This is a genomic window from Cupriavidus sp. 22TCCZM04-2, assembly GCF_057798895.1.
In genome coordinates, this window is record NZ_JBYOJS010000001.1 from 242,465 (window position 1) to 268,594 (window position 26,130).

At 58.4% G+C, this 26,130-nt stretch carries 23 protein-coding genes; 9 read left to right on the plus strand and 14 right to left on the minus strand.

Annotated features, from left to right (window positions below; translation table 11 throughout):
* Positions 1 to 15: 15 nt before the first annotated feature.
* Positions 16 to 327, minus strand: a complete 312-nt coding sequence (locus tag AC3FKG_RS01115) for a hypothetical protein (protein ID WP_488742207.1) — start codon at positions 325 to 327, stop codon at positions 16 to 18.
* Between AC3FKG_RS01115 and AC3FKG_RS01120 the strand changes: the two genes are divergently transcribed.
* The 8 genes from AC3FKG_RS01120 to AC3FKG_RS01155 all read left to right on the plus strand — a co-directional run bounded on the left by AC3FKG_RS01120 (position 326) and on the right by AC3FKG_RS01155 (position 8,967).
* Positions 326 to 1,750, plus strand: a complete 1,425-nt coding sequence (locus AC3FKG_RS01120; RefSeq protein ID WP_488742208.1) for a UbiA family prenyltransferase — start codon at positions 326 to 328, stop codon at positions 1,748 to 1,750. The genes AC3FKG_RS01115 and AC3FKG_RS01120 overlap by 2 nt on opposite strands.
* The gene (locus AC3FKG_RS01125) at positions 1,744 to 3,042 is read left to right on the plus strand and encodes an FAD-binding oxidoreductase (protein WP_488742406.1); all 1,299 of its coding nucleotides are present in this window, start codon (positions 1,744 to 1,746) and stop codon (positions 3,040 to 3,042) included. Before AC3FKG_RS01120 ends, AC3FKG_RS01125 begins: the two co-directional genes overlap by 7 nt.
* A gap of 2 nt (positions 3,043 to 3,044) precedes the next feature.
* Positions 3,045 to 3,809 carry an SDR family NAD(P)-dependent oxidoreductase gene (locus AC3FKG_RS01130; RefSeq protein WP_488742209.1) on the plus strand — a complete coding sequence of 255 codons (765 nt, stop codon included), beginning with the start codon at positions 3,045 to 3,047 and terminating at the stop codon, positions 3,807 to 3,809.
* A gap of 123 nt (positions 3,810 to 3,932) precedes the next feature.
* Complete coding sequence (locus tag AC3FKG_RS01135; protein WP_488742407.1) at positions 3,933 to 4,868, plus strand: NAD-dependent epimerase/dehydratase family protein; 936 nt, start codon at positions 3,933 to 3,935, stop codon at positions 4,866 to 4,868.
* Complete coding sequence (locus AC3FKG_RS01140) at positions 4,869 to 6,149, plus strand: NAD(P)/FAD-dependent oxidoreductase (protein WP_488742210.1); 1,281 nt, start codon at positions 4,869 to 4,871, stop codon at positions 6,147 to 6,149.
* The gene (locus AC3FKG_RS01145; protein WP_488742211.1) at positions 6,149 to 6,538 is read left to right on the plus strand and encodes a GtrA family protein; all 390 of its coding nucleotides are present in this window, start codon (positions 6,149 to 6,151) and stop codon (positions 6,536 to 6,538) included. The genes AC3FKG_RS01140 and AC3FKG_RS01145 overlap by 1 nt, the downstream gene beginning before the upstream one ends.
* Before the next feature lie 111 nt (positions 6,539 to 6,649).
* Positions 6,650 to 8,365, plus strand: a complete 1,716-nt coding sequence (locus AC3FKG_RS01150; protein ID WP_488742212.1) for a hypothetical protein — start codon at positions 6,650 to 6,652, stop codon at positions 8,363 to 8,365.
* Positions 8,362 to 8,967: a hypothetical protein gene (locus AC3FKG_RS01155; RefSeq protein ID WP_488742213.1), complete on the plus strand. Its 606-nt coding sequence runs from the start codon at positions 8,362 to 8,364 to the stop codon at positions 8,965 to 8,967. Before AC3FKG_RS01150 ends, AC3FKG_RS01155 begins: the two co-directional genes overlap by 4 nt.
* Before the next feature lie 65 nt (positions 8,968 to 9,032).
* Here AC3FKG_RS01155 and AC3FKG_RS01160 read toward each other — a convergent pair whose 3' ends face one another.
* On the minus strand, positions 9,033 to 10,910 hold the full coding sequence (locus AC3FKG_RS01160) for a hypothetical protein (RefSeq protein WP_488742214.1): 1,878 nt from the start codon (positions 10,908 to 10,910) through the stop codon (positions 9,033 to 9,035).
* 210 nt (positions 10,911 to 11,120) lie between these two features.
* Between AC3FKG_RS01160 and AC3FKG_RS01165 the strand changes: the two genes are divergently transcribed.
* Positions 11,121 to 12,140, plus strand: coding sequence for a class I SAM-dependent methyltransferase (locus AC3FKG_RS01165; protein ID WP_488742215.1), 1,020 nt, complete (start codon positions 11,121 to 11,123; stop codon positions 12,138 to 12,140).
* Positions 12,141 to 12,182: 42 nt separating this feature from the next.
* Here AC3FKG_RS01165 and AC3FKG_RS01170 read toward each other — a convergent pair whose 3' ends face one another.
* The 12 genes from AC3FKG_RS01170 to rfbB are packed head-to-tail and all read right to left on the minus strand — an operon-like array spanning position 12,183 to position 26,022.
* Positions 12,183 to 13,268, minus strand: coding sequence for an MraY family glycosyltransferase (locus AC3FKG_RS01170; protein ID WP_488742216.1), 1,086 nt, complete (start codon positions 13,266 to 13,268; stop codon positions 12,183 to 12,185).
* Between the two features lie 19 nt (positions 13,269 to 13,287).
* Entirely contained in the window at positions 13,288 to 14,067 is a 780-nt protein-coding gene (locus AC3FKG_RS01175) for a glycosyltransferase family protein (protein WP_488742217.1), read from the minus strand.
* An 8-nt stretch (positions 14,068 to 14,075) separates the two neighbouring features.
* Positions 14,076 to 15,161: a glycosyltransferase family 2 protein gene (locus AC3FKG_RS01180; RefSeq protein ID WP_488742218.1), complete on the minus strand. Its 1,086-nt coding sequence runs from the start codon at positions 15,159 to 15,161 to the stop codon at positions 14,076 to 14,078.
* Positions 15,158 to 16,834 carry a hypothetical protein gene (locus tag AC3FKG_RS01185; protein WP_488742219.1) on the minus strand — a complete coding sequence of 559 codons (1,677 nt, stop codon included), beginning with the start codon at positions 16,832 to 16,834 and terminating at the stop codon, positions 15,158 to 15,160. The genes AC3FKG_RS01180 and AC3FKG_RS01185 overlap by 4 nt, the downstream gene beginning before the upstream one ends.
* Positions 16,835 to 16,855: 21 nt before the next feature.
* Positions 16,856 to 17,809: a CgeB family protein gene (locus AC3FKG_RS01190; RefSeq protein WP_488742220.1), complete on the minus strand. Its 954-nt coding sequence runs from the start codon at positions 17,807 to 17,809 to the stop codon at positions 16,856 to 16,858.
* Positions 17,806 to 20,355, minus strand: coding sequence for a glycosyltransferase family protein (locus AC3FKG_RS01195; protein ID WP_488742221.1), 2,550 nt, complete (start codon positions 20,353 to 20,355; stop codon positions 17,806 to 17,808). The genes AC3FKG_RS01190 and AC3FKG_RS01195 overlap by 4 nt, the downstream gene beginning before the upstream one ends.
* A 7-nt stretch (positions 20,356 to 20,362) precedes the next feature.
* The gene (locus tag AC3FKG_RS01200; protein ID WP_488742222.1) at positions 20,363 to 21,772 is read right to left on the minus strand and encodes an ABC transporter ATP-binding protein; all 1,410 of its coding nucleotides are present in this window, start codon (positions 21,770 to 21,772) and stop codon (positions 20,363 to 20,365) included.
* On the minus strand, positions 21,762 to 22,580 hold the full coding sequence (locus tag AC3FKG_RS01205) for an ABC transporter permease (protein WP_488742223.1): 819 nt from the start codon (positions 22,578 to 22,580) through the stop codon (positions 21,762 to 21,764). The genes AC3FKG_RS01200 and AC3FKG_RS01205 overlap by 11 nt, the downstream gene beginning before the upstream one ends.
* Before the next feature lie 29 nt (positions 22,581 to 22,609).
* Positions 22,610 to 23,161 carry a dTDP-4-dehydrorhamnose 3,5-epimerase gene (gene rfbC / locus AC3FKG_RS01210; RefSeq protein ID WP_488742224.1) on the minus strand — a complete coding sequence of 184 codons (552 nt, stop codon included), beginning with the start codon at positions 23,159 to 23,161 and terminating at the stop codon, positions 22,610 to 22,612.
* A 2-nt stretch (positions 23,162 to 23,163) separates the two neighbouring features.
* The gene (gene rfbA / locus AC3FKG_RS01215) at positions 23,164 to 24,042 is read right to left on the minus strand and encodes a glucose-1-phosphate thymidylyltransferase RfbA (RefSeq protein WP_488742225.1); all 879 of its coding nucleotides are present in this window, start codon (positions 24,040 to 24,042) and stop codon (positions 23,164 to 23,166) included.
* Between the two features lie 11 nt (positions 24,043 to 24,053).
* Positions 24,054 to 24,968, minus strand: a complete 915-nt coding sequence (gene rfbD / locus AC3FKG_RS01220; RefSeq protein ID WP_488742226.1) for a dTDP-4-dehydrorhamnose reductase — start codon at positions 24,966 to 24,968, stop codon at positions 24,054 to 24,056.
* Complete coding sequence (gene rfbB / locus AC3FKG_RS01225) at positions 24,958 to 26,022, minus strand: dTDP-glucose 4,6-dehydratase (RefSeq protein ID WP_488742227.1); 1,065 nt, start codon at positions 26,020 to 26,022, stop codon at positions 24,958 to 24,960. The genes rfbD and rfbB overlap by 11 nt, the downstream gene beginning before the upstream one ends.
* Between the last annotated feature and the right edge of the window lie 108 nt (positions 26,023 to 26,130).

A 26,130-nucleotide genomic window follows, 5' to 3' on the forward strand; every position in this document is an offset into this window, starting at 1 on the left:
CCTCCATATGTCAGCTCACATGCCATGGCATTGTGACTCGAAATAGGCTCGGAACCGGGTACACGCATAAAAGATGCCGGTAAAATACTGGCGTCGTTGCGGAAGACGGTGTTCGCACTCACGCGAGGCCAGATGGCCACACAGGGCTGAGGCGGCGGGATACGCCGGATTGCCATATTCGCTTTGTGCCAGCAACGCCCGGCCACAGACGAATCCGAGATCCAGAAATTGAGTGCAGGCTGCGCTAACACCATTGGCTGCCGCCACGCCGATCTCGCGCGCGGGTAGTCCATAACAAGTTTTTGGGAGGGGTTTCGTGGTATCCATGCCACTCGTAGTAGATCTGGACGGCACATTGATTCGCACGGACATGCTCCACGAATCCGCACTGCGCGTCTTGCGGGACAGTCCGGCGAGCGTCCTGCGCATCCCTCTCTGGCTTTCGCGAGGCAAGGCGGTACTCAAGGAACGCCTGGCAGGACTCGTCGAGATCGACCCCGCCTCCCTGCCCTACAATGCCGAACTGCTCGAATGGCTCAAGGTGCAGAAAGCCGCAGGCCGCAAGCTGGTTCTGTGCACGGCGTCTGACAAGTCGCTGGCGCTCGCCATCGCCGAACACCTGACCATTTTCGATGAGGTCATGGCCAGCGATGGCGTGACGAACCTCGCCGGGCCCAACAAGGCCGCCGTCCTCCACGAGCGCTACGGTCAAGCCGGCTTCGACTATGTTGGCAACTCGAGCGCCGATATCGCCGTCTGGCGCTGCTCGCGCAATGCCATCGTCGTCAACGGATCGGCCAGCCTGGCCAAAGCTGCCGGCGGCTGCTGCGAAGTCGAACGGGTGTTCCCGGCGGAAGGGCTCGGCTTCACGGCATGGCGCCGCGTGCTGCGGGTCCACCAGTGGCTCAAGAACCTGCTGCTGTTCGTGCCGATGTTTGCCGGCCACGAACTGACCAGCGGTTCGACGTGGATCGCGATGTTCCTGGCGTTCTTCTCGTTCAGCATCTGCGCCTCATCGGTCTATATCGCCAACGACCTGCTCGACCTGGAAAGCGATCGCCAGCACCCTCGCAAGCGCTTCCGCCCATTCGCGTCCGGCCAGGTTCCCGCGTGGAAAGGCGTGGTACTGGCGCCTTTATTGCTGCTGATCAGCATGGCGCTGGGGTGGTTCGTCGGCGGCAGCTTCCTGCCCTGGCTGGCCGTCTACTTCATCGTCACCTGCGCCTATTCTCTTGCGCTCAAGCGAATCATCCTGGTCGACTGCCTGGTACTGGCATTGCTCTACACGTTGCGCATCATCGCCGGCGCCGCCGCGGCAATGCTGCCGATGACGTTCTGGCTGCTGGCGTTTTCGATCTTCCTGTTCATGTCGCTGGCGTTCGTCAAGCGCTACGCCGAACTCGAAGTCCAGCTGCAGAACGGCAAGGAAAAGGTCCATGGGCGCGGCTATTACACAAGCGATGCGCCGCTGATCCAGTCACTCGGCATTGGCGCCGGCTACGCTTCCGTCCTGGTGCTCGCGCTCTACCTCAACAGCGAGTCCGTGCTGGTGCTCTACCGCACCCCGGAATTCATCTGGGGGGCGGTGCCCATCATGCTGTTCTGGGTTAGCTGGATGTGGATGAAGGCGCATCGCGGCCAAATGCATGACGACCCGCTGATCTTCGCAGTCAAGGACGGCGCCAGCCAACTGGCCGGCGTTGCGTTCGCCGCCGTGCTGGCGATGGGGACCGTGGGGTGGCCGTGGTAGGCGTCTCGTCGTGGGGCCGGCTCGCAAGCTGGGAACATGAAGTTCAGGCGCTGACCGACCGGACGCAGGTGGCGCAGCACCTTGCCGGCTCGCTGCCCGGACTCGCGCACGGCATGGGTCGCAGCTATGGCGACGTCTGCCTCAATCCCGGCCACAGGCTCTGGAAGACGACCGGCCTCGACCGCTTTATCGCGTTCGACGACATGAACGGGCGCCTGATCTGCGAGGCTGGGGTGCTGCTGCGAGACATCCAGCATCTCGCGCTGCCGCGTGGCTGGATGCTGCCGGTAACACCAGGCACCCAGCTCATCACGGTCGGCGGCGCCATCGCGAACGACGTGCATGGCAAGAACCACCATGTCTTCGGATCATTCGGTGACCACGTTCGCCGACTGACGCTGGTGCGTACCGATGGCAGCGTGCTCGAATGCGGCCCTGGCGAGCGGCCCGAATGGTTTGCCGCGACCGTCGGCGGATTGGGCCTGACTGGAGTCATCGTGACCGCAGAGCTGCAGCTGCGGCGGATTGCCGGGCCCTGGCTCGACACCGAAACCCTGCCTTATGCCAGCCTGGACGAATTCTTCGCCATTGCCGATAGCTCGGAGGCAGATTGGGAGCACACGGTCTCCTGGATCGACTGCCTGGGCGGCAGCTCGCAGCGCGGGCTCTTCATGCGCGGCAATCCGAGCGCTGCGACGGGCTTGCCGGAGCCAAAGGGCCGCAGCAAGACGATGCCGTTCGTGCCACCGGTTTCACTGGTGAACGGACTGACGCTTCGGCCATTCAATACCGCCTACTTCCATCTGAACAAGTGGAAGGCGGGTCGTGGCGTGGCCCACTATGAGCCGTTCTTCTACCCGCTGGACAACCTGCACCAATGGAACCGTATGTACGGTCCCAAAGGCTTCTTCCAGTACCAGAGCGTGGTACCCCGTGCGGTCGGCCGTGATGCCGTTCCGGCCATGCTGACCGAGATCGCCCGGTCGGGCGAGGGCTCGTTCCTGGCCGTGCTCAAGACCTTCGGCGACCGGCAGGCGCCCGGAATGCTGAGCTTTCCGGAGCCCGGCGTCACGCTCGCGCTCGACTTCCCCAACCGGGGCGAGAAGACCGCGAGGCTGTTCGATCGTCTTGACGCCATCGTCCGCGACGCAAGCGGGCGGCTCTATCCGGCCAAGGACGCCCGCATGCCGCGCGACCTGTTCGAAGCCGGCTATCCACGACTTGCGGAATTTCTTCCATTTCGTGATCCGGGCATCAGCTCCGCCCTGTCACGCAGACTCATGGGGCACTGATCTTGCAAGACCAGAGAAAGCGAATCGTCATCGTCGGCGCAACCTCCTCGATCGCCGAACATTGCGCGCGCACATGGGCCACCGAACCAGGGGCAGAACTGACGCTTGTGGTTCGCAACCGCGAGAAGGCCGAGCGCATCGCTGCCGATCTCCGGGTTCGCGGCCCGCGCGGGGCGGTCCGCATTGTCGAGAGCGGGTTCACCGACCCGGCCGCGATCCGCCAACTGGCCGATACCATCGCGGCAGATGGCCCGCTCGACACCGTACTGATTGCGCACGGCTCGCTGCCCGACCAGGAGCTCTGCCAGCAGGATCTCTCCGCATCCACGGAGGCGCTGACCGTCAACGGCATCTCGCCCGTCTTGATCGCTGAAGCCTTCGCCGGACACATGGCCAATGCCAACCGCGGTACCCTCGGCATCATCGGTTCGGTGGCCGGCGACCGCGGACGCAAGTCCAACTATGTCTACGGCGCCGCCAAAGGCATGGTGACCCGGTACGCCCAAGGCCTGCAGCACCGCATGGCACTCGGCGGCCGCAACGGCGTGAAGGTCGTACTGATCAAGCCCGGCCCCACCGCCACGCCGATGACCGCGCATATGACCGCACAGGCCAGCAAGATGGCCCGGGTGGAAGACGTCGCGAAGTGCATCGTCAACGGGATGCGCGCGGGCAAGCCAGTAGTCTACGCACCGGGGAAATGGGCCGTGATCATGATGGTGATCCGCCATTTGCCGAGCGTTGTCTTTAACAAGATGGATATTTGAATGCAAGGCTGCGCGCTGCATTGGCATTGGCAGCGGCCCGGTCAACGTGTTGTCTCCCGATGACCTGCCCATAGCGGACTGCAATACACCGAACATCATGAATCGAGGCGAAGTGTGAAAAATCTGAATGAAAAGATCGTCCTCCCGGGCGGAGCCGGCCTGGTTGGACAGAACCTCGTGGCCCGCCTGAAGGACCTGGGCTACAGCAACATCGTTGTGCTCGACAAGCATCGCGCCAACGTGGAAGTCCTCAGGAAGACCCAACCCGATGTGACCGTCGAATGCGTCGACGTCTCGGTGCCCGGTGACTGGCTGGCTCACTTCGATGGCGCAGCGGTCGTGGTCATGCTGCAGGCGCAGATTGGCGGCACCGATTGGCAGGAATTCGTGCGCAACAACGTCGATTCGACGCGCGTTATCCTGGATGCAATCAAGGCAAAGAACGTGCCTTACCTCGTCCACATCAGCTCGTCAGTGGTCGAGTCCGTGGCCGACGATTTCTACACGCGCAGCAAGAAAGCACAGGAAGATATGGTGCTCGCCAGCGGCGTCCCCTGCCCGATCCTGCGCCCAACGCTGATGTTCGGCTGGTTCGACCGCAAGCACCTCGGCTGGCTCTCGCGTTTCATGCAAAAAGTCCCGGTATTCCCGATTCCGGGGAGCGGGCGCTATATGCGCCAGCCCCTTTATGTCGGCGACTTCTGCCGCATCATCATCAGCTGCATTGAAAACCGGCGCGGCGCAGGCGTGTACAACATCTCCGGGCATGAGAAGGTCGATTACATCGACATCATCCGCGAGATCAAGCAGGCTACCAGCTCAAAGACCCCGATCGTGCGCATTCCGTACGGGCTGTTCTATGCACTGCTCTGGACCTGGTCACTGTTCGACAAGAATCCGCCGTTCACGACGCAACAGCTTGCTGCGCTTAGCGCCAAGGACGAATTCGAGGTCATCGACTGGCCGGGCATCTTCGGCGTCACCTCGACTCCCTTCAAGAAGGCCGTCGACGAAACATTTAACGATCCGCGCTACAGCCGCGTGGTGCTGGAGTTCTGAATGTCGCAACGCATCGCCGTACTCGGCGCGGGTCCGATGGGCCTGGGCGCCGCCTACCAACTCATGCGCGACGGGCACAAGCCAGTCGTTTACGAAGCCGATGACCGCGTCGGCGGCATGGCAGCCTGTTTCGATTTCGGCGGCACATCGATCGAGCGCTATTACCATTTCCACGCAACGTCGGACGTCGCTTTCTTCGAAGTCCTGAAGGAACTGGGGCTCATCGACAAGCTGCAATGGCGCGAAACCAAGATGGGTTATTACTACCAGGGAAAGGTCCAGCCCTGGGGCAATCCCATGGCCCTTTTGAAGTTCAAGGGCCTCAGCTTCATTGCCAAATTCCGCTACGGCCTGCACGCGTTCCTGTCTACCAAGCGCGACGACTGGCGCCCTCTGGACAAGGTCGAAGCGACCGGCTGGATCCGCCGATGGATCGGTGAAGAGGCATGGGAAGTCCTCTGGCGGCGCCTGTTCGACTACAAGTTCTACGATCACGCCTACAACCTGTCAGCCGCCTGGATCTGGAGCCGTATTCGCCGGATCGGCCGCTCGCGTTACAACCTGTTCCATGAGAAGCTCGGTTATCTCGATGGAGGTTCGGACACTTTGCTGAACGCGATGCGCGACGCCATCATCGCCGGTGGCGGCGAGTTCCGGTTGTCTACACCGGTGCAACGGGTCGTCATCGAAGATGGCATCGTCAAGGGCGTTGAGACCAAGGATGGCGTAGAGAGCTACGACAAGGTCATCAGCACCGTACCGCTGCCATACGTGCCTCGCATCATGCCGGACCTGCCCATTGACGTGCTCGACAGGTTCAAGAGCGTCAAAAACGTCGCCGTGGTCTGCGTCATTGCCAAGCTGAAAAAGGCCGTTACGGAAAACTTCTGGCTCAACGTCAATGACCCCGACATGGACATCCCGGGTATCGTCGAATATACGAACCTGCGCAAGATGGAGAACCACATCGTCTATGTACCGTATTACGTGCCCGGCGAGCATCCGATTTACCAGGACCCGGACAATGTCTTCATCGACAAGGTGAAGTCCTACCTGATGAAGATAAACCCGTCGCTGAAGGAGAGCGATTTCCTTGAGGTCCGAGCAAGCCGTTACCGCTTCGCACAGCCAATCTGCGAACCGGGATATCTCGACCGCCTGCCGCCGATCCAGCTCCCCGTAAAGGGCCTGCTGGTGGCAGACACGTCCTATTACTACCCGGAAGACCGCGGCATCTCGGAAAGCATCGGGCTGTCGCGCAAGATGGCCAGGATGTTCTGATGCCATCTCGCACTTTCCTGCTGTTTCTGCTGACGGGCGGCTTTGCCGCCGCTGTCAACTGGAGTAGCCGAATCCTCTACAACGTGTGGATGCCGTACTCATACGCGATCGTTGTCGCGTACCTGACCGGCATGGTGACGGCTTTTGTGCTGGCGAAGATGTTCGTCTTCACCACCTCGACGCAGTCTACCGGGCGCTCGGCGCTGATTTTCACGCTGGTCAACGTTGCAGCCGTCGCGCAGACCTGGGCGGTCAGCATGGTGCTTGCCTATTACGTGCTACCAGCGTTGAGCATTACCCGGTACGCAAAGGAGATTGCGCATTTCGTTGGGGTGGCGGTACCGGTGTTTACCAGCTATGTGGGACATAAGCGGTTTACGTTTCGCTAACCTTCTACAGGACTGCCTCCCCGTGAAAGTCTGCGATACAGCGCATCTTTTCCATACACAGCGGAGTTCACAACTGCCGTTTGCAGTTGCGTCCTGATCGCCCGATAGCCAATGATTCGAGTCATATTCCTGGCCATTCTGTTTGCGATCGGCTATCAGGCCTTAATGTCCCTGTTGGGCACCCAAATCCTGCGTCGGACGTGGCGTCAAACCGGTGCTGATGAGACCGCACTTCGACTTCTGCTGGCCCCTCTCGTCGGCATCCTCGCCCACGCATTGATTACTGGGGCGGCTCTTGCCATCGATGCGCGCATTGTTAAGTTCGTTCTTCCCGCACTCTGCCTGTTTCTCGGTCTGGCCTGGAAAACCACCGCGAGGGACTTCAAAGCTGCGTGGCCGTCTCTTGGCCTGAACTGGATCTATGGTCTCTTTTGCTTCGCCATTCTGGTTTCGTTCGAGTACGGCGAGGCCCGAGGCGAGAATCTGTTCTGGACGCTGTACAGGCTGACTGCCATTACGCCCGGCGACTCGCCGCAAGGCCTGTGGCAGGCTCAGTATCTGTTGTATGGAAAGAAACTGAGCCACCTGCAGGATTTTTCGCTGTTTGACCGGCCATTCCTCGGCGGCTTGATTACACTCGGCGCATTGACCGGTGTCGGCCGGCCTCCAGGCGGCGAATACAATGTCTTCCCGGCGGCGCTGCAGTATTTCTACATAGCGCTCTGGACTTGGCTCAATGCGAATATTGTGCTCGCCGTGGTATGGATGGGCCGAAGATTCGTTGCCGATCACGCCCGATCCGTGTTCTATTTCATCGTACTGGCCTCGCCAGCACTTGTGTTCAATATCGCTGGTACCTGGCCGAAGCTGTTCGGAGTCTATGCAGCCGTCTGCGCCGCCGCTTTGATGTTGAATGGGCGCTATCTGGGAGCAACCGTAATCAGCGGAGTTACGTTCCTGATTCACGGCTCGTTTCTGTGGGCACATCTTTCACTCTGCGGGGTCTTGGCTCTCTATCTGATGTTCTGCGCCCCAACAGTGCCAAAGCGGCTGGTTACCGCCAGCGGGATCCTCGCAGTTGCAGCAGCCTTTCCGGCGCTATGGTTCCTGGCTGAGCGTTTGACAGGAAACGCATCCGCCTTGCGCCTTTACTATCTCTATGATGTTTCCGTTTCGCATGGCTTCCACCACGGGGTCGACGAGATTGCAAGGAATTTCTATCGTCAAACCACGGCAGCCAATCTCTCCGCACTGCCGTTCATGAATCTCTTGAAGGCGCTGATCCCTTACGAGCTGTTCACCTGGCTGGGATCCTTTTCCTATAAGAACCAGGAACTCACTTGGCGAAGCTTCGCGTCATCGCTATTCCTGACGCAGATGAATCGTCCTTTCTTCGGCTTTTGCATGACCGCCGGCATTGTCGCCATCATTGGCCTGGCAAGGTCTTTGGGCACCAACTGGAAGCTCTCGCTGGCCGTCATCGCCTTTTTCCTGCTGCCACTCATTCCCGGCATGGCGCTTTATCGGCGGGATGATCACTTCATTCTTGGCATCATGCTGTTCGCACTGATCCCGGTGATACTGGCAGTCGGTCAGGGCTTGTCGTCCATCAGCGCCCAGGCATCCACGCTGCTGCTAGCTCCCGTCGGTATCGAGTACTGGCTTGTCTACATGTCACGCTACCCGAGCGTGCGTTATTCGGGTGAGTTCAATGAGTTCTATGTCTGGCTCGTGGGTATCGCCCTGGCAGCTGCTGCACTCGTCGTCATCGCCATGCGGAAGCACCTGGCAGCAATGCACGCATCCTCAAGAGTGTTGGAACGATGAAAGCACTGGCATCGCTGTTTGTGCGGTTCCTCTTCGGCACACCGGGCCGTGCTTTTCTTGCGGCCACGGCAGCAGTGCTTTGCGCAGGCGCCTTGGGACCGGCAGCCTTACTCCGTTTGCTTGATGACGGGGGATTTGATATCACCGGTCAGACTCTTGAGCTGGCAACTTGGCCCGCGATCGAAGGCAGCCGCACGGCCAAGGTAAATGGCGGCATCAACACGGATCTGAGAACAGTCGAAGGGAGTATCGAACACAAGGATATGCTCCTCAAGACCGGATACGCTGTTCACATGCGAAATGTGCCGGTCCACGGCCCCTCGACATTGATTGTTCAGGTGCGTATCGACCCTGTATGGAACGCCGGCGCTGCAGTGGAACCCGTCGTCATGAAGCTGACGGCAGGTCCGAGTGCCGAGGAAGCGAGGTCCGCCGAACTGACGCTGTCGGGACCGCGCAACCTCGCCGACCGATGGCATGATCTCGCCATCGACGTAGGCAACTTCAAAGGCAAGACGATTGTCGTGACTCTCCAAGCCGTTGCGCAAAATGAGGGTATCTGGACGAATTGGAGGGATCCGCGCATTGTTCCTGTCCATTGACCCGCCACCCCTCCCGAATCCTTGGGACGATCCTTCGTCACCAATTGAATGTTGGCATCCAATACCTACTTGGGAGACGCCCCAAACTCCAGCGTTGACAACTCCAATTCGAACCCTGACTCGTAAGCACTGATCCACGACGACGATGACTGTGCAATACGGAAGGCATCGACTGAGGAAGGCAACGGCTCTCCCTGCTCGATGGCGCGAGTCACTTTCTCGAAGCCCGCGCTATCAATGATCGCGGGCGACAACAGAAAACCTCCCTCGCCCACCCGTGCTAGATATCGATAGCTTGACCAGTGCCCGTTCACATCCTTTACGTCAATCCTCAGTTGCGGCGGGCGAAAGAACAACCCTAGCAGATTGCCCACTAAGTTTTTCCTTATTTTCACCCTAACCCAGATCAAGCGACCGCGGCGCTCAGCAAGCGAAATCTCATCGCCAAGATGCGCTCGAAGAGGTGACACGTTCGCGTATTTGATCTGCCTTTCCCCCCCCGCTCGAAACAGAAGTCCCACCGAACTTACACCACTTAGCTTGTAGCGACTCCAGATTTCCGGCCAGCTCCTGCCATCGTCCATCGGACCGTAGCGCCCATCGATCGGTTCAATATTGAGCACCAATCGTTCGGGTCGTGTCTGTTGTGACAGGTGTGTGGCATTGAGTTCTGCCAGCCCCGCCGTATAGGCAGAATAGCTCTGCATCACCGGCCTGGAACTCCATATTGCACTGTTTGCGATTACGGCTGTCTGGTGGTACGAGTAACTATCCATCGAGCCCTCTCCGGGTATCGGATGCTGACGGGCTATTTCGTTCAGATCATCATGGAATCGCCGTTCGAATGATTGCGGGTCACTAGCAAGGGCCGTCGCCCCTCGCAGACTCGCCACAGCATGCCGAGCCCACTTGTCCACCATTTGCCTGGGCCCCAGGTTCGCTTGGACCTTTATGCTGTAGCCGCAAAGCATGAGTGAAATCGCCACGAGCCCAAGGGAGCGAATGTTCTGACTCTGGGAAGCATACCAAAGCGCAATCAGCACCAGTGTGCCTGCGGCGATAACCTCGTGGATATCCTGACGAACATAGGCGGCTTTGAACGAGAAGAAAAGCGTCATCACCATAGCCACTGTTTCCAGCGGCTTTCTGTCAGGAATGGAAATGAGAAACGCAATGATCGCCCCGATAATAAACAAAGCCAGAGGGAACAGGGACCCGTCCACCGACATTGCGTCGGTATAGCCGGACACGATTGGGATCGCTCCAACGAAATACGCGCAAATATCTCCCAACTGCTGGCCGGAAAGAACCCAAAACAGCAACAAGCCGAGCAGATAGAGCCCCACCGGCATGATTCGTTGCAACGGTTTTACGGGCAGAAAGATCGATAGAGCCAATACCGAAATGCTGGCAATCGCAAATGTCAGTTTTACCAGGCTAATTGCCGCCAACAAAATTATCCCAGCCACGGATACGGCGCCAATGCCTCCCGATTTACGCCAGTCTTGCAGCATGTTGCAAAGTACAAGGTATGGTGAAATCAAGAATAAGGCATCGCGCAAATACAATGAACTGATGATCGTAATCATCAAAGCCCAGATCACAAAGTACGGAATGTTCGCCCGATCCGAAGGTCGCAAACGCCACTTACATGCGAGCAAAACAAAGCCCAATAGTGCCGTGACAAACTGCGTCGAAGAAAAGGTTCCCGGAAAATAGCCTCTGGTATAGGCGGCGCTAAATGGTCCAAACGTGAAGATCACGTCCGAGCCAAAACGGAGTCCGTTCGCTGTCGCGTAATTCAAACCGAGTTGCCATGAACGTTCCAAATCTTCGCCGGGGAACTCGGGGGCCCAAGGCATCACGAAGAGCAGTACGACCACCGATATTAAAATTACACCGACAAGACCAAACCTCGATCCATCTTCCCGTTTCCCTTGCAACGTCTTCTCCTTCTTTGCGCCGGAGGGAGTATAACCTCACTGAGTCGCACATGAAGCGACATCAATTCGGCTGCCGTACAGGAAAAACACGACTGACTCAACGAGAGCGAGGTGGACAGAGCGGACCATCTGGTGGCAGCGTTGGTGGCCGTCACTATACGATCGAGGTACAATATTGAGCTTACAATGCATCTTCAAGGCGGATCTCTCATGGGAGGAACCCTCTCTAACTTCCCGACGAACGCGGCCATGTTCATCAAGCCGACGAGGCTTGTTTTGAGCGCATGGACGGGACATGTACCATTCGGCGCATGGTTGATGGCTGAAGCCAAACCGAGAATTTTTGTCGAGTTGGGATCACACTCTGGCATGTCCTACGCGGCACTCTGTCAAACGGTGGCCGCAGAGCACCTCGACACCAAATGTTACGCAGTTGACACTTGGCAGGGCGACGAGCACGCAGGGTACTATGGCGACGATGTATTTTTCAATCTCGCCAAGTATAACGAAGATAACTTCGCGAGTTTCTCACGGCTTATGCGAATGACTTTCGATGAGGCTGCTGGATATTTCGCGGATGGCACGGTGGATCTTTTGCATATTGACGGTCTGCACACCTACGAAGCGGTACGCCATGATTTCGAAACGTGGTTACCAAAGCTTTCAGATCGTGCCATTGTCATCTTTCACGATACCAACGTTCGTGAGCGCGGATTTGGCGTGTGGCAGTATTGGAGCGAAATTGCCAAACAGTATCCGGGTATTGAATTCGATCATTCGGCCGGCTTGGGTGTGCTGCTTGTAGGAGAAAATCAGAATCCGGCAGTAAGACAATTGCTGGAAATCACAAAAAACAAAGAGTCGTTTCAGTACGTCAAGGAAATGTTCGCCAACCTAGGCGATTCAGTTTTACGCCGATGGGAACTTGATCAGGCGCAACGCGAGCAGTTTCAGGAAGTTCAGCAACTGCGAGACCAGGTAGCGACACTTTCTGTCGAGCTACGCGAAAAAATCGGGTTGAACGAAGAGTTGCAGCGTGAGGTTGTCATTTCGAAGGCGTTGCATGAAGTGGCTGCCATGGCCGAAACAATCAAAACCATGTCGCAGGACAATGAGGCACTACGCGCCAAACTGGACCGCTCCGAAGAAGTGGCAAATCAGTTAGCGAATTCCGTGTCCTACCGAGTGACGCGACCACTCCGGCTGATGCGCGGGTTATTCCGTCATTAAGACAATACGGAAAACAAAGAGGCTTTCAGTAAGCCTCTTTGTTTACGTCCGCCCGCGCCAACGCCGTGAAATCACCCTGCGGCTGAATCGAACAAAACGCCAGGCATTTCGCATCGCGAGCAGGTGCAATATCGTGACCAGCAGGAAAATCAAGAACAATACTTGCTCCGATACGCCCAGCTTCCATCCTGCCACGCCCACCAGCCCCATCATTGCATTACCAGCCACGATAATCCAGACAATGGCATCCGGGCCGAGCTTCAGGCGCAGCAAAATATGATGAAGGTGCGTGCGGTCAGCGGAAAGAGGATTTCGACCTTTCATCATACGGCGCACAACGACCGACAGCAGATCGATCAGAACAAAGCCGAGCACCCAAAGCATAACGACAGGTGGTACGCGTCGACCGGAATTGTAAGGCGCCTGCGATAGTTCGACTGCGAACCAGACAATGCCAAAGCCGAGCATCAGGCTGCCCGCATCGCCAAGGAAAACCCGCAATTTTCCGCGCAAAGGCGTGCGTGTATTGAAAACCAGGAAGCCAAGGAGCGCGCCGCAGAAAATCACGCAAATTCGCTGCGCCGCGCCGTTCCCCAGCTCACCGCTGATATACGCGAACCATGCAAACATGGAGAGCGCAAGCCCGCCGCACAGCCCATCGAGCCCGTCACTCATATTCATTGCATTGACGACGGACACCGCCGCGAACAACGTTAGCGGGATTCCCCAGTTTGCCAATTCAATTTCGCGACGACCAAAGAGATCACCCAACGAAGTCAGGTACACCCCTCCCCATGACGTCATCAGGATTGCAGCAAAGATCTGCACCACCAGCTTGGCGATCGGCGACACTCCGCGCGAATCATCCAGGATGCCGATCAGCATCAGAACCGTGAGGCCGCCAAGTAATGCAACATAATAGCCTTGACTGCGCATGAACAACATTGCGCCAGCCCACACTGCGATCGTGACCGCGATTCCGCCGACAAGCGGCACCTCACCCACGTGCCGCTTACGTGCGTCCGGACGGTCTACCAGTCCTCCGGCGCGCGCCAGGGGACGCAATAGGAAAATGGAGGTGGCACTAATGACGAACGCAGCCAATGGAACCCAAAAGAAATCGAACATGCCTGCTCATCAATAATATTTAATTGTGGCGCCTGGTACGGAAGCGCCAATAGGCGACCGAGCTCAACAAGCGACAAAGACTACGAATGTGCCACATGCGATAGCGCCAACGTCGGTGGCTTGTCCGCTGCGCGTCGTGAACAATGATTCCCTTCTGCACCCAGCTGACCGCACGGCCGGCCAAGTGGATTCTGAGGCAGATATCCACGTCTTCGCAGTACAGACGATAACGTTCGTCAAACCCTGAAATCGCCTGAAACGTGGCGCGATCAAAGACCAGGCACATACCCGCAAGCCAGTCGACCTGTTGTTCGGAAGACTCGATGCCATAATCAGCCTCGAATCGCCGGTTCCACCAGCGGCTGCAGAGACGCGACGGAGTCGGGACACGACGAGCGCTGTCTTCAATGCGCCCCGCCGGGGATACGACGCGGGGTCCTGCAACGCCTGCGTTCCGGGCAACGCTGGCCAGCAGCGGCGCCAGGCTCTCCGCTGTCAGCCGGACATCCGGATTCAGTACGCAGAAAAACTCTGTCGTACAGAGCTTGAACGCCGAGTTATGATTCTCACCGAATCCGCGAGGCAAAGCATTTTCGATCCAGTCCAATACAAAGCCGGCGCCTGGTTCGATCACGGCGCGTTGTTCGGGCAGATTCTGCGTGACAATGACGTGCATCGGCAGCACAGTCGATGCATTGCGCAACTGCTCCAATAGCGGTTTCAGCAAGCTGCCCTGGCCGTGGCTAACAATCGACACCGTAAGACGCGGCGACACGCCGAATGGCTGCGAGAAGTCCATGGCTGCCCTCACCGGCGAACGAGATCGCGCAGGACGCCACCGTAGCCGTCTGCAAATCGATGGTATCCGCGCATTCGGCACTCCCGCAGAATTCCAGTAATGCGGCCCAGCAGGCCGTGCGGGAATGCGATACGTCGATCGAAATGGCTCATGGCCTCATCAAGCAACGACAGCTTTCTAGATTCGACACCGGCACGGCCGGCAAGGCGCTCGCGTAGCGCGCCAAGACGGCGACGCTTGTAGCGAAGATGCACTTCACGCGGGCTTTTCTTGACCCGCCTTCCATAATGGACCCATCTCTCGACCAAGTTGGTCGGCACGCCGATGGCATTGGACCCGTGCTGTCGGTATTGCGTCAATCTGTCCGGCAACATCGCTATCGTCTTCGAAGCGGCAGCGCACGCCGCCAGCCATTCGTCGTGAATCCAGTCCTCGGGGATTGGCATCGCGAGCGCCAGCAAGTCGCGTCGAAATGCTGCCGTCGTGCCGGTAACGAGATTTCGTCGGCAATAGACTTCAAAGAAGCGACCCTCCGCAATAAGGGTGCGCTCGCGCTTCGAGAGAGAAAGCGCCTCGAACAAGGTCTTCCCAAGATGACGGTCCTGTTCGTCAATCAGATCCGCATCGGTATGAACCAGTTGCACTTCTGGCACCGCCTCCATGTGGCCGGCGATCACTTCGATCTTCCTCGGGTTCCAGACATCATCCTGGTCGGCAAGGAAGATGATATCGGTCTGAAGTCGTTCGATGGCTTGCTGGAAGTTACGTCGGACGCCGAGCCGCGGCTCGTTGCGTAGCACCAGAACGTCGATGGGCTTCGATGCACGAATCTCGCGCGCCCATTGATCGATGGTTTCCCAGCTACCGTCATCGGAAGCATCATCGCTGATGACAACCTGCGCCGGCAGGCGGCTTTGGTTGACCAGCGACTCCAGTTGCGCACGCAGGTATGCACCGCCATTGCATGTGCACATGGCGATACCGCATGTAAGAGGTGCGACGGCCGACGCCGCAGTAGCTGGAGAATGCATTGGTCCATGAGCGCGCCACTGGGCGCTTTCGTTGATACCCGTTTCAGGCATCAATCCGATCATTTAAGTATGGCTTCGAGTCGTCCGCTTTTCATGGCCACATAAGCCACCAACGTTACGACATTCAGAACGACCTGAGCCCATGCCACGCATTCGACGGCTTTGCCAGACCGGACCGCAAGCACGGCAATCAAGGACAGCAGCACCGCCGCGAACGGCTGCCAACCATGCAGCAACGGCACCGCATGATTCGAGAACACCAGGCTAAGCAGCAAGCTTGCGGCACCGAGATAAAGGACAACCAGCCTGATGTCAAAAGTCTCTGTCGAGTCTGGATGTACCCTCACCGCCCCACCTGTTTCGTTGCCAAAACGATGCATATTCAGAAGACCTATGAATAGCACCAGCAGTCCGGTTGCACCCGTAAGATTCAACTGCGACGCTGCAAAGATCGCGTTGAACGGCGCGCCATACGCGAGCAAGTGTTCAGGCACAATGGTATGAACAACGTTCACGAGACGTGCGAGAACAAACTGGTAGGTCGACATCCCGTTGGATGAGAAATTCTGCTCGACGAGATCGGATTCCACACCGATCACAAGCTTGGCCCAGACGAACCATGGCGCCACGCAAATGGCAAAGCCGATGGCAAGCCCGGCCGCCTGTTTCAGCTTCTCGCCGAAACCGCGGTAACACAGCAACATGCCCAGGCCAGCAATGAGGAAGTATCCGATCGCGTAGGGATGGGACCAATATGCAAGCCCCAGCAGCACACCCGACAACAGCCCCTTTTGATATGACAATTGGGTAACGAGCGCCAGTAGCACAAAGAAACCCGCCAACGCTTTCGGCCAGGTAAAAATCGTCTGGAAAAGAAAATACGGGCTCGTGACGAACAACAGCGCAAACAACATGCCCTGTCGCGAACTGAGCTTGACTATGCGGGAGGTAATCAGTGCCACGCCCAGCAGAAGGCAAGCGTTCAGAAAGATCCCGACACCGAGAAAGACCGAGAACGGCTTGACATCGCGTGCCAGCACGCGGAAATCGGGCCACTGCGTGCCGACATACTCATAGCGCGGCAGGTCGGGAAGCGGTGTCGCGGCAGCCAACGCCAGTCGAATCGGAAGTCCTACGAGGCTTACCAGGATTGGACGATTCGTGACGTGCTGGCCGGGAAGAATGGGACTGTTTCTCGCAAACGAGATATCGCGCGCCATGTACTCCTGGGCGACGTACGGCACCACGTTGTCCGCCGGCAAGTCACCCGTCAGGTACTGGATCCGAACGGGCTGGACATGCTCCTTGTTGACGTAGGCGCCATCTGGAAGGTTAGCGGGCAATGGATATCGGCCGCTGGCCAGAAGGATCGAGAACACCGCCAGGGCAAACGCAGCCGCGTGAAACAGCACGTCCAGGGTGCCTTCGCTCGGAAATAAAACCCGCGTTCCATCGCTGCGCAGCACGAACAGTCCCGCCAGCACCGGCACCAAAAGCCCGACCCACGCAATCTCCCTCCGCATGGAGAATGGCAGCAACGCCAGGATCAAGCCCAGCAGGGCCAGATAGACCACGGACGTCGCAATCGAGAAACACGAACGTTCCAACAGGCTTGCCTCCCGGCCTTGCTGCCTGGCCAGCGCTCGACTCACCAACGGCAGCGCCCCCAGAAAGCAGAATACCATTATCGCACCCAGCCCACCCAACCCGTACTTCAATTCCCCAATATCGATCATTCAGCTATTTTATTCTTTGTCTTACTGTAGAGATTCGAGCATGGCTCGCGCGCGCGCTTCGTAGGTATGGTCACGTATTGCCCGATCCTGGGCTGCTTGCGCGATGCCGCGACGCCGTTCGGGATCCGTCGCCATCGACTTGATCAACTCGGCCAATTCGGCAGGAGAGTCGAAAATCAGGATCTCGCTTCCCGCCTCGAAATGATCAAGCAGTTCGGGTCCCTCGAAATAGGTGCACTGCACCGCGCCCGCCATCGCGGCTTCAAAAGTTCTCGGACCTGGCGTGCTCGCATCGAGCGAGTAGCGGCTATTAGCCAGGTTGTAGCGGCGCCCGATATTCAGCGTCACCAGCGACGAAGCATACAAATTGGGGAGCGTATCGTTCTGGATTCGCTCATTGCGACAGACCGCCAATGCCGTGTCCCATTCCGCGCCAAGGATCTCGACCCTGAAGTCACCGAGCAGGGGTACGCAATCCGCGATGAGCTGACGACGATTCGGAAAGCCCACTCCGCAGAAGAAGACGTCGCGCGCCATATTCTGGCCGATCGGCCGAAAATGAGCGTCGCGGTCGGCAGCAAGCGGCAAATGGCCAACACGAGGATGATCGAAGTGCTGCGCCGCCCATCGGTCATTCGAAAAGATCATGTCCGCGTAGCGGTAGATCTTGTAGTTGAAATCGAATTCGTATGGATCGTCGTGCAACCAGAACACCAGCGATGCGCCATGGCGGGCGCAGTATGTGCGCAGCCCGGTGTAGTCGCAGCTGTCGGGCATGCAGGAGCCAAATACCACAATCAAATGCGGCTGGAACCGCCTGGCGCTTTCGACAGCGGAGTCCAGCGACGTCGCAATAACGTGGCCGGGCTGCAACACGGACTCAAAACCGCGTGCAACGTAATTTCGCAGGACCGCATTGTGATTGACCCGGTCGGGCGAAGCACTGCAGACCAGAACCTTGATATCGTTGTTCATATGCGCTTTGCCACATAGCGCACGCACGCGCGTGCAGTGGATGTCGCTCCATACACCCGGTAATGCCGAACGGCGCGGCCGACCAGTCCGACAATCCTTCGTCGAAGAGTCGGTCGATTGACTACGGCGCCAGCCACTGGCGTAACGGCCCAAACCGGCGAACCCAATGGACGTTGCAATTGAGCGCGACGCAGCGTCCCCACCTCGTCGACTTGCGAACTCGCGCGTCGATGGAAGACGAGCGGCTGATACACACCTGCCAAGCCGCTGAAGTGCTCACGCGAATGGGAAATCGGCGCACTCGCGATGCCCTGCCGCAGCCGCTCCAGCAAGCCTGGTATTTCCGCCAGCCGGTGCAAAGCCTGCACCAGGTCCCCTTCCGAGTTCGGGGCAATCTTGATGCCATTCACGTCGTCGACGACACGTTCACCCAACGCACCGATATCGGTGACGATCGGAACGAGCCCCAGGTCCCACGCCTCGGACAATGTCAGGCAGTACGTCTCCGGCCAGATCGACAGGTGCAGCGAAACATCGCAATCGCGGATGGCGGCCGGGATCTCGCCGGGGCTATAGCCTCCATGCAAGTGCACAAACGGATAGGCACGCTTGTCGGCAAGCCAGCCGTACTGCCCCTCCACGCGGCCGAAGACATGGAATTCCACGTTGGAATTGGCAAGCAGCGGAATGATGCGGGCAATGACGTCGCCCCCTTTGTGCGGCGTAAAGTTTCCAAGCACCGCGACCTTTAATACCTGGCCCGGCTGGCGTGTCGCTTCCGCTTCCACGACGCGCGGCACCCGTTCGATCGGAACCGGCAATACGACGGCATTCTGATGCGCCGCGACCGATGGATAGATCCGCGACGCAAGGTCTCGCGCCCCCTGCGTATTGAAAACGAGCGTATCGCAGATTGCGAGCACACCGTCCCAGTAGGCACGGCGCGCTGCCTGGCCGCCCGGCAAGATATGGTGACCGTTCCAAAGGCAAACATCGCACTGAGACAACGAGATCTCGTCGGGATGGCAGTACGTTCCGCGAAAAGACAGCAACGTGAAGTTGTGGCAGATCGGGAAGTAATCGTGGAACGTCAAAGCCGTCGCCACGCCGAAGGCGCTCGCCACTTCGATCAGGCTTGGCACATGGCCAAGCAAATGATGGAAATGCACTGCGCTGATCTTGTATTCCGACAGCACCGAGCTAAAGGCTTCCTCGCGCTCCGCGCTGCTCACCACCCAAGGTGAGAAGAGCTCGGCAAAACTGAACTTGCGTAGCACCTCGCCATCAGCGTTGAGCAGTACGGTGTTGCGGGCGTCGCCCTGCCGTTCCGGCACATAGAAATACACGTCATACTCATCGCCCAGCGATTTGCGCATCGAATCGAGATAAACCTCGACGCCGCCAAAATGACCGTTCTGGACTACATTGTGCGCAACCAGCAATAGCCGTGGACGCTGCACCGCCGAGTCAGCGTTCACGATGGTGGTGCCCTGTTCCTGCACGGCACGTGACGCGAGATGGCCCTCCAGTTCATCGAACACGTAGGCCACGCGGTGCTCATAGCAATGGTGAGCGAGCGCCTTGTTCTGGGCGCGCAATGCAATGTCGTTACGCCAGTCGATATCGGCCCGCAGCGCGGCAACCTGCTGCACAAGCTGACGCGCGTCGTCGAAGTACAGAAATTCTTCGCCAGGCACGAAGTAGTTGCCGGCTTCGGCCAGGTCGGATTGCACCAGCTGTACCGTACCCGATAGCGCAGCCTCGAACAGCCTCGGCGGAGGCGTCTCCGCGAAATCCCGGTTTCCCGAAGCGGAAAACACACGTGGCAGAACCAGCGTGGCCAGGCTCATGCTGGCGAAACGCGCGAAATCCATCGGCGATGTGCGCCAGTTCAACTGACTTGCGGGCAGGCGGAGGTCGATGGGCGGCAAATGCTCGTTGGTCGGCAGTGCGATCTTGGCTCGAATTGCGTGCTCGCCCCACTCGGCATCGAGAAAGGCCTTCAGCAGCGCGACGCGATTGGGCCACGCCGTACCGGCGAAGAACAGATCGTAGCGCAGCTTCGACGCATCGGACACCAGCGGAAGCAGATGAAACGGCTTCGCGCCGGCTAGTGGCAGGTGTCGCCCCTTTTCCCCGTAGGCCTTCACACTGGCCGAATCATTGGTGAAGACGAGATCGAACAGCCTGGCGTTGCGGACGTTGACCTCAAGCTCGTATGGGTCTTCCGTCACCCATAGCACCGAGCGTCCGCAAACCGCGGCGGCCCGCGCACAAATCGCAGGATTCAGCTCTTCGCCATCAAACGCGAAGAACAGATTGCACCGTTGGCGAATTGCCTCGTTGACGGCATTGTCGAGCCCTGCCTTGACGACGCACTCCACCAGCCCGGAAGCCTGCAGGGCACGCTGGATCGCCAGGCAAATGTAGTGGTTCGGGTTGCTGCTCTTCGTATCCAGGAGCAGTACGCGATAGCGTTTTCCCGCCTCTAGCGTCACGTCACCGGTGTTCGCATTCGCGACTGGCATGGGCGTGCTGGATTGCATTTGCCTCCTAGATCGATTGGGCGCAAGCGCTCGGCTGCAACTCGGTCGAGCCGGTCGCCGGCGCGAGCGTCACTTCGCGCATCGGCAATCCTACCAATCCGCCAATATCACCGATGCCCTGAGTCTTGATCCCCATGGCATCGTGGATCCAATGCAACTGCACGTGGTCCTGCTGGGTACCGTCGGCTACGGCAATCGAAATGGTGTAGTCTCCGTCCGCAAGTGCCGGGAACTCAAAACGGAAGGATGCGCGGAAGCGAGTGCCGGCGTCGCAGGGCAGGTGCGCCGAAGCGCTGAAGGTATTCGAGCCGAACAAGGTCTGCCCAAGGCGATCGCGCACAAAAAAGCCGACGATCGGTGATTGGATGGCTTCGTCCGCCAGGACTTCGATATCAAACTGCACTTCATTGTGATGATCGACGCTGAGCAGACGGGTGCCGGCCGCATCCCGGAACTGCGCGTCAACGATTCGCGCGCCACCTGCGCCGAAATGCGCAGCGTCCGCCCGGAAAGGCAGAAAGCAAACCGTTCCGAGTTCCGTAGTCGCAGTTGCTTCCAGCGCAGTCTGGCTCTCCGGCTTGTGCTGCGGCTCCGTTGTCTGAATTTGTGCCTGCCGATCAGTACCCTGACTGGATTCAATCATTTCGCCGAGGTACCGATCGCACACCGCTTTGGCAGGGCCGCTGGCAATCATCCGGCCGTTCTGTAACCAGACAGCGCGCGTACACAAGGCCTTGACCGCAGCCGTGTCATGACTGACAAACAGTACGGTTCCTGTGCGCATGAATTCCCGCAGGAAGCGCATGCACTTCTGCGTGAAGAAAGCGTCGCCCACGGCCAGCGCTTCATCAACCACGAGAATGTCGGCATCCACGTGAGCAATGACGGCGAACGCGAGTCGCACAAACATGCCGCTTGAATACGACTTGACGGGCTGATCGATGAAATCGCCAATGTCGGCGAAGGCTGCGATCTGCTCGAACCGCTCATCGATCTGGCCGCGCGTGAGGCCGAGCAATTGGCCATTCAGATAGACGTTTTCGCGGCCCGTGTAGTCGGGATTGAAGCCGGATCCCAGCTCCAGCAAGGCAGCAACGCGTCCAAGCGTGGCAGCTTCCCCGGCGGTCGGGTTCAGCGTGCCACAGATAATCTGCAACAGCGTGCTCTTGCCTGATCCATTCCGCCCGATGATACCGACGGTCTCACCACGGTCCACGTGAAAGGAGATATCGTCGAGCGCATGAAAATCGCGCGCGCGCGTTGCCGCCCTGCGGCGCAAACGCTGTTTCAATGCGGCTCCGGGTGCGATACGCGCCGCCAGTGAGTAGAACCCCTGGATAAGCCTGTCTTTTGGCCGGTCGTAAATTCGGAAAACCTTGGCAACACCCTTGACCGAGATAGCGTGATCAGAGGACATCGGCAAAACCCCGTCGAATTCGTTGGAAGCAAAAGAATCCGGACCAGCAGAACAACACGGCGACTCCCAAATATGCGCCCCAATGAGCCCAATCTAGGGATTCACCCCAGAAGAGGACATTCCGCGCCTGTTCAATCGGGAACGTCAACGGATTCAATTGCGCCACCGTTTGCCAGCGCGGTGACAGCGCGCGCAGAGGGAAAAAGATTGGTGACAGGAACATCAGCGCGGTAATGAAAATGTTGATGGTTTGCGCGATATCCCGCAGATAGACACCAAGCGCCGCAAGCCACCAGGTCGCACCCAACACAAACATCAAATACGGGACCATCAGCACTGGCAACTGGATCGCAGTAACGGGCACCCCGCCCCTGACAAAAACCTCGAAAACCAGCAGGACGGCCACTCCCACACACGCGTGGAACAGCGCGGATCCGAGAATGGTCACGGGCAGAATTTCCAGTGGGAACACGACCCGCTTTACGTAGTTGGCATTTCCGATGATCAGGGAAGGCGCACGACTGATACATTCAGAAAAAATGTTGAACACTATCAGCCCTGTGAACAGCAGAATCGCAAACTCACCACGTGTTGCACTGCTATCGCCCCAGCGCGCCTTGAATATCTCGCTGAAAACAAAGGTATAGACCGCAAGCATCAACAGCGGCGTCACCAAGGACCACGCGACCCCCATCATCGATCCGCGGTAACGCCCAACGGCCTCGCGCTTGATAAGGTCAACGATCAGCGAGCGATTTGTGATCAGCGATCGCAGTATTTCTTGCGGAGAACCACGGTAAGCCAGCATTTTCAATACCAAGAGTTGATGCGATTCGCTCAGGCCTGAACGAACACCTCGGCATCTGCCAGCAGTTTGCCTTCCTTGTCCTTCTGCGAGACCAGTGGCACCCCTTCGACAGGCCAGTCGATGCCAAGCGCGGGGTCGTTCCAGACAATGCTGCGCTCATGCTCCGGGAACCAGTAGTCCGTGGTTTTGTACAGGAATTCGGCATGATCCGAAGTCACGACAAAAGCGTGACCAAACCCCTCCGGTACCCATAGCTGGCGCTTGTTTTCAGCGGAAAGTGTAACTCCTACCCATTTGCCAAACGTCGGCGACCCTTTCCTTAAATCCACCGCCACGTCGAAGACTTCACCTGCGACTACTCGGACAAGTTTCCCTTGCGGGTGCTGGATCTGATAGTGGATTCCACGCAGCACATTGCGCGCCGAACGCGAATGATTGTCCTGGACGAATTCGCGCTTCAATCCAGTCAGCGCCTCGAACTGCTTGGCGTTAAAGCTTTCAAGAAAGAAACCACGATCATCCCCGAAGACCTTCGGTTCAAGAATCAGGACTTCCGGAATTTCGGTGTGAATAACATTCATAATTATTTGATTGCTTCCGTAATGATCTGCTGCAGATACTTGCCATAGGCGTTCTTGCACAGCGGCGCGGCCAGCTTCTCTACTTGCTCGGCCGTTATCCAGTGACTGCGGAATGCAATTTCCTCAGGGCAGGCCACCATCAGCCCCTGCCGATTCTGCAACGTTGCAATAAAGCTTGCGGCTTCCAGCAACGAATCATGCGTGCCAGTATCCAACCACGCGTAGCCTCGCCCCATGATCTCGACGTCGAGTTGATTTTGGGACAGGTACTGCTTGTTGACATCGGTGATTTCGAGCTCACCGCGTGCCGACGGCTTGATGTCCGCCGCGATATCGCAGACCTGGTTGTCGTAGAAGTACAGGCCCGTCACCGCATAATTGGAACGCGGCTTCAGCGGCTTCTCTTCCAGCGACAGGGCACGGAAATTCTGGTCGAATTCGACGACACCATATCGCTCCGGGTCGTGCACGTGATACGCAAATACCGTTGCACCCTGGGACTGGGCCGAGGACCGCGTCAGCTGGCTCACGAGATCATGACCATGAAAGATGTTGTCGCCGAGGATAAGCGTCGACGGGTCATTCCCGATGAAATCGCGACCGATGATAAACGCCTGGGCCAGGCCGTCAGGAGACGGCTGCACTGCATACTGGAGGTTAAGACCCCACTTGCTGCCGTCACCGAGCATGTCGGAGAAGCGCGGCGTATCTTCCGGCGTGGAAATAATCAGGATATCCCGAATCCCCGCGAGCATCAGCGTGGACAGCGGATAGTAGATCATCGGCTTGTCATACACCGGCAGCAGTTGCTTCGACACAGACCGCGTGATGGGATAGAGCCGCGTGCCGGAACCCCCGGCCAGGATGATGCCTTTGCGCATATTGACCACTCTTAGGGAAGAATCTGATCGAGCAGGTACTGCACGCCCTGCCTCCAGTCCGGTAGATGGATGCCGAAGGTTTCCTGCAGGCGCGTGGTATCCAGTCTCGAATTGGGCGGACGCGGTGCCGGCAGCGGATATGCCGTTGCAGGGATGGCTTCAATTTGCTCGGGATCGGCCTTGAGTTCCACACCATGCGCTTTCGCATAACGAAGAACTTCGGTGGCGTAGCCGTGCCAGGTCGTATCGCCCGCTGCTGCAAGGTGATAAATGCCGTTGGCAAACGCCTGACGATCGCCCGCCAGCCAGTGACGAGCCACAATCTGAGCGGTGACATCTGCAATCAGCGATGCGGTCGTCGGGGCGCCAAACTGGTCGGCGATGACACGCAGGCTATCGCGCTCCTTGCCAAGGCGCAGCATGGTCTTTGCAAAGTTGCCGCCATGCGCACCGGCTACCCAGCACGTGCGCAGCACAACGGACTGGGCGCCTGTAGCGGCAATGGCCTGCTCGCCGGCGAGCTTGCTTTTACCGTAGACGGATTGCGGATTGACCGCATCGGTCTCGACGTAAGCGCCGTCCTTGGTGCCGTCGAATACGTAGTCGGTCGAATAGTGCACCAGAAGGCTGCCAAGGGCCTTCGCCTCTTCGGCCAAGATACCGGCCGCAGTGCCATTGATGGCGAATGCGACCTCTGCATCGGTTTCCGCTTTATCGACAGCCGTATAGGCCGCCGGATTGACGATGACGTCGGGCCGGCACTCGCGCACCACGCGGTGCAGCGCATCGGGATTTGCCAGGTCACAGGCGGAGCGATCCAGCGCGACCACATTGCCCAGCGGGGCCAGGCTGCGACGTAGTTCGAATCCGACCTGGCCGTTGCATCCTGTTACGAGTAGAGTCGGGACCGTACGCTTACGCTGCATATTGTTTCGCCACCCAGTTTCGATACTCGCCCGACATCACGTCCTGCACCCACGCCTGGTTGTCGAGATACCACTGCACCGTCTTGCGCAGCCCCGTCTCAAACGTCTCCGCGGGCTTCCAGCCGAGCTCGCGTTCCAGTTTGCGGGCGTCGATCGCATAGCGGCGATCGTGTCCCGGACGATCCTTCACAAACGTGATCTGGTCACGATAGGAGCCCGCCGCCTTGGGCTTGAGTTCATCGAGCAGATCGCACAGCGTGTGGACGACGTCGAGATTGGTCTTCTCGTTCCAGCCGCCTACGTTGTAGGTTTCACCGAGCCGGCCGCGAGCAAGCACCTCGCGAATGGCGGAGCAGTGGTCGCCCACGTACAGCCAATCACGGACATTGAGGCCGTCGCCGTAGACAGGCAAAGGCTTTCCGGCCAGTGCGTTGGCGATGATCAGCGGGATCAGCTTCTCGGGGAAATGGTAGGGCCCGTAATTGTTCGAGCAGTTGGTCGTCAGGACCGGCAGGCCATAGGTGTGATGGTAGGCCCGAACCAGATGGTCCGAGGCCGCCTTTGACGCCGAGTACGGGCTGTTCGGCGCGTACGAGGTAGTTTCCGAGAACTGGGGATCGTCCTCGCTCAACGAACCGAATACTTCATCAGTAGAAACGTGGAGAAAACGGAATGCGGACTTGGCCGGCTCATCCAGCGACCCCCAATAGGCGCGCGCGGCTTCGAGCAGCGTGAAGGTGCCGACAATATTGGTCTGGATGAACTCGCCTGGACCATGGATAGAACGGTCAACATGGCTTTCAGCGGCGAAATGCACCACCGCACGCGGCTTATAGGTGGCAAACAGCTTGTCCAGCGCGGCCCGGTCGCAGATATCCGTCTGCGAGAAGACGTGACGGCTGTCGTCATCGAGCGACGCCAGCGTCTTTCGATTGCCTGCGTACGTCAGCTTGTCGACGTTGACGATGCCGTCGGCTGCCTTATCCCGCAGCCATGCCAGAACGAAGTTGGCACCAATGAAACCGGCACCCCCTGTGACCAAAATGTGCGACAAAACTAGCTCCCTGCTCTCGATATGTTCCGATTACCCGACAAAAGCCGAGCGCCCACCTTGTCCTCGTGAGGGACGGCGGGGCGTTAAGTACCTGCAGAAGTCGCGGTA

Coding starts and splice junctions, on each gene's coding strand:
- AC3FKG_RS01120 (WP_488742208.1), top strand. CDS start 326: ATGCCACTCGTAGTAGATCTGGACGGCACATTGATTCGCACGGACATG.
- AC3FKG_RS01115 (WP_488742207.1), bottom strand. CDS start 327: ATGGATACCACGAAACCCCTCCCAAAAACTTGTTATGGACTACCCGCG.
- AC3FKG_RS01140 (WP_488742210.1), top strand. CDS start 4,869: ATGTCGCAACGCATCGCCGTACTCGGCGCGGGTCCGATGGGCCTGGGC.
- AC3FKG_RS01145 (WP_488742211.1), top strand. CDS start 6,149: ATGCCATCTCGCACTTTCCTGCTGTTTCTGCTGACGGGCGGCTTTGCC.
- AC3FKG_RS01150 (WP_488742212.1), top strand. CDS start 6,650: ATGATTCGAGTCATATTCCTGGCCATTCTGTTTGCGATCGGCTATCAG.
- AC3FKG_RS01155 (WP_488742213.1), top strand. CDS start 8,362: ATGAAAGCACTGGCATCGCTGTTTGTGCGGTTCCTCTTCGGCACACCG.
- AC3FKG_RS01165 (WP_488742215.1), top strand. CDS start 11,121: ATGGGAGGAACCCTCTCTAACTTCCCGACGAACGCGGCCATGTTCATC.
- AC3FKG_RS01170 (WP_488742216.1), bottom strand. CDS start 13,268: ATGTTCGATTTCTTTTGGGTTCCATTGGCTGCGTTCGTCATTAGTGCC.
- AC3FKG_RS01175 (WP_488742217.1), bottom strand. CDS start 14,067: ATGGACTTCTCGCAGCCATTCGGCGTGTCGCCGCGTCTTACGGTGTCG.
- AC3FKG_RS01180 (WP_488742218.1), bottom strand. CDS start 15,161: ATGATCGGATTGATGCCTGAAACGGGTATCAACGAAAGCGCCCAGTGG.
- AC3FKG_RS01185 (WP_488742219.1), bottom strand. CDS start 16,834: ATGATCGATATTGGGGAATTGAAGTACGGGTTGGGTGGGCTGGGTGCG.
- AC3FKG_RS01190 (WP_488742220.1), bottom strand. CDS start 17,809: ATGAACAACGATATCAAGGTTCTGGTCTGCAGTGCTTCGCCCGACCGG.
- AC3FKG_RS01195 (WP_488742221.1), bottom strand. CDS start 20,355: ATGCAATCCAGCACGCCCATGCCAGTCGCGAATGCGAACACCGGTGAC.
- AC3FKG_RS01200 (WP_488742222.1), bottom strand. CDS start 21,772: ATGTCCTCTGATCACGCTATCTCGGTCAAGGGTGTTGCCAAGGTTTTC.
- AC3FKG_RS01205 (WP_488742223.1), bottom strand. CDS start 22,580: ATGCTGGCTTACCGTGGTTCTCCGCAAGAAATACTGCGATCGCTGATC.
- rfbC (WP_488742224.1), bottom strand. CDS start 23,161: ATGAATGTTATTCACACCGAAATTCCGGAAGTCCTGATTCTTGAACCG.
- rfbA (WP_488742225.1), bottom strand. CDS start 24,042: ATGCGCAAAGGCATCATCCTGGCCGGGGGTTCCGGCACGCGGCTCTAT.
- rfbD (WP_488742226.1), bottom strand. CDS start 24,968: ATGCAGCGTAAGCGTACGGTCCCGACTCTACTCGTAACAGGATGCAAC.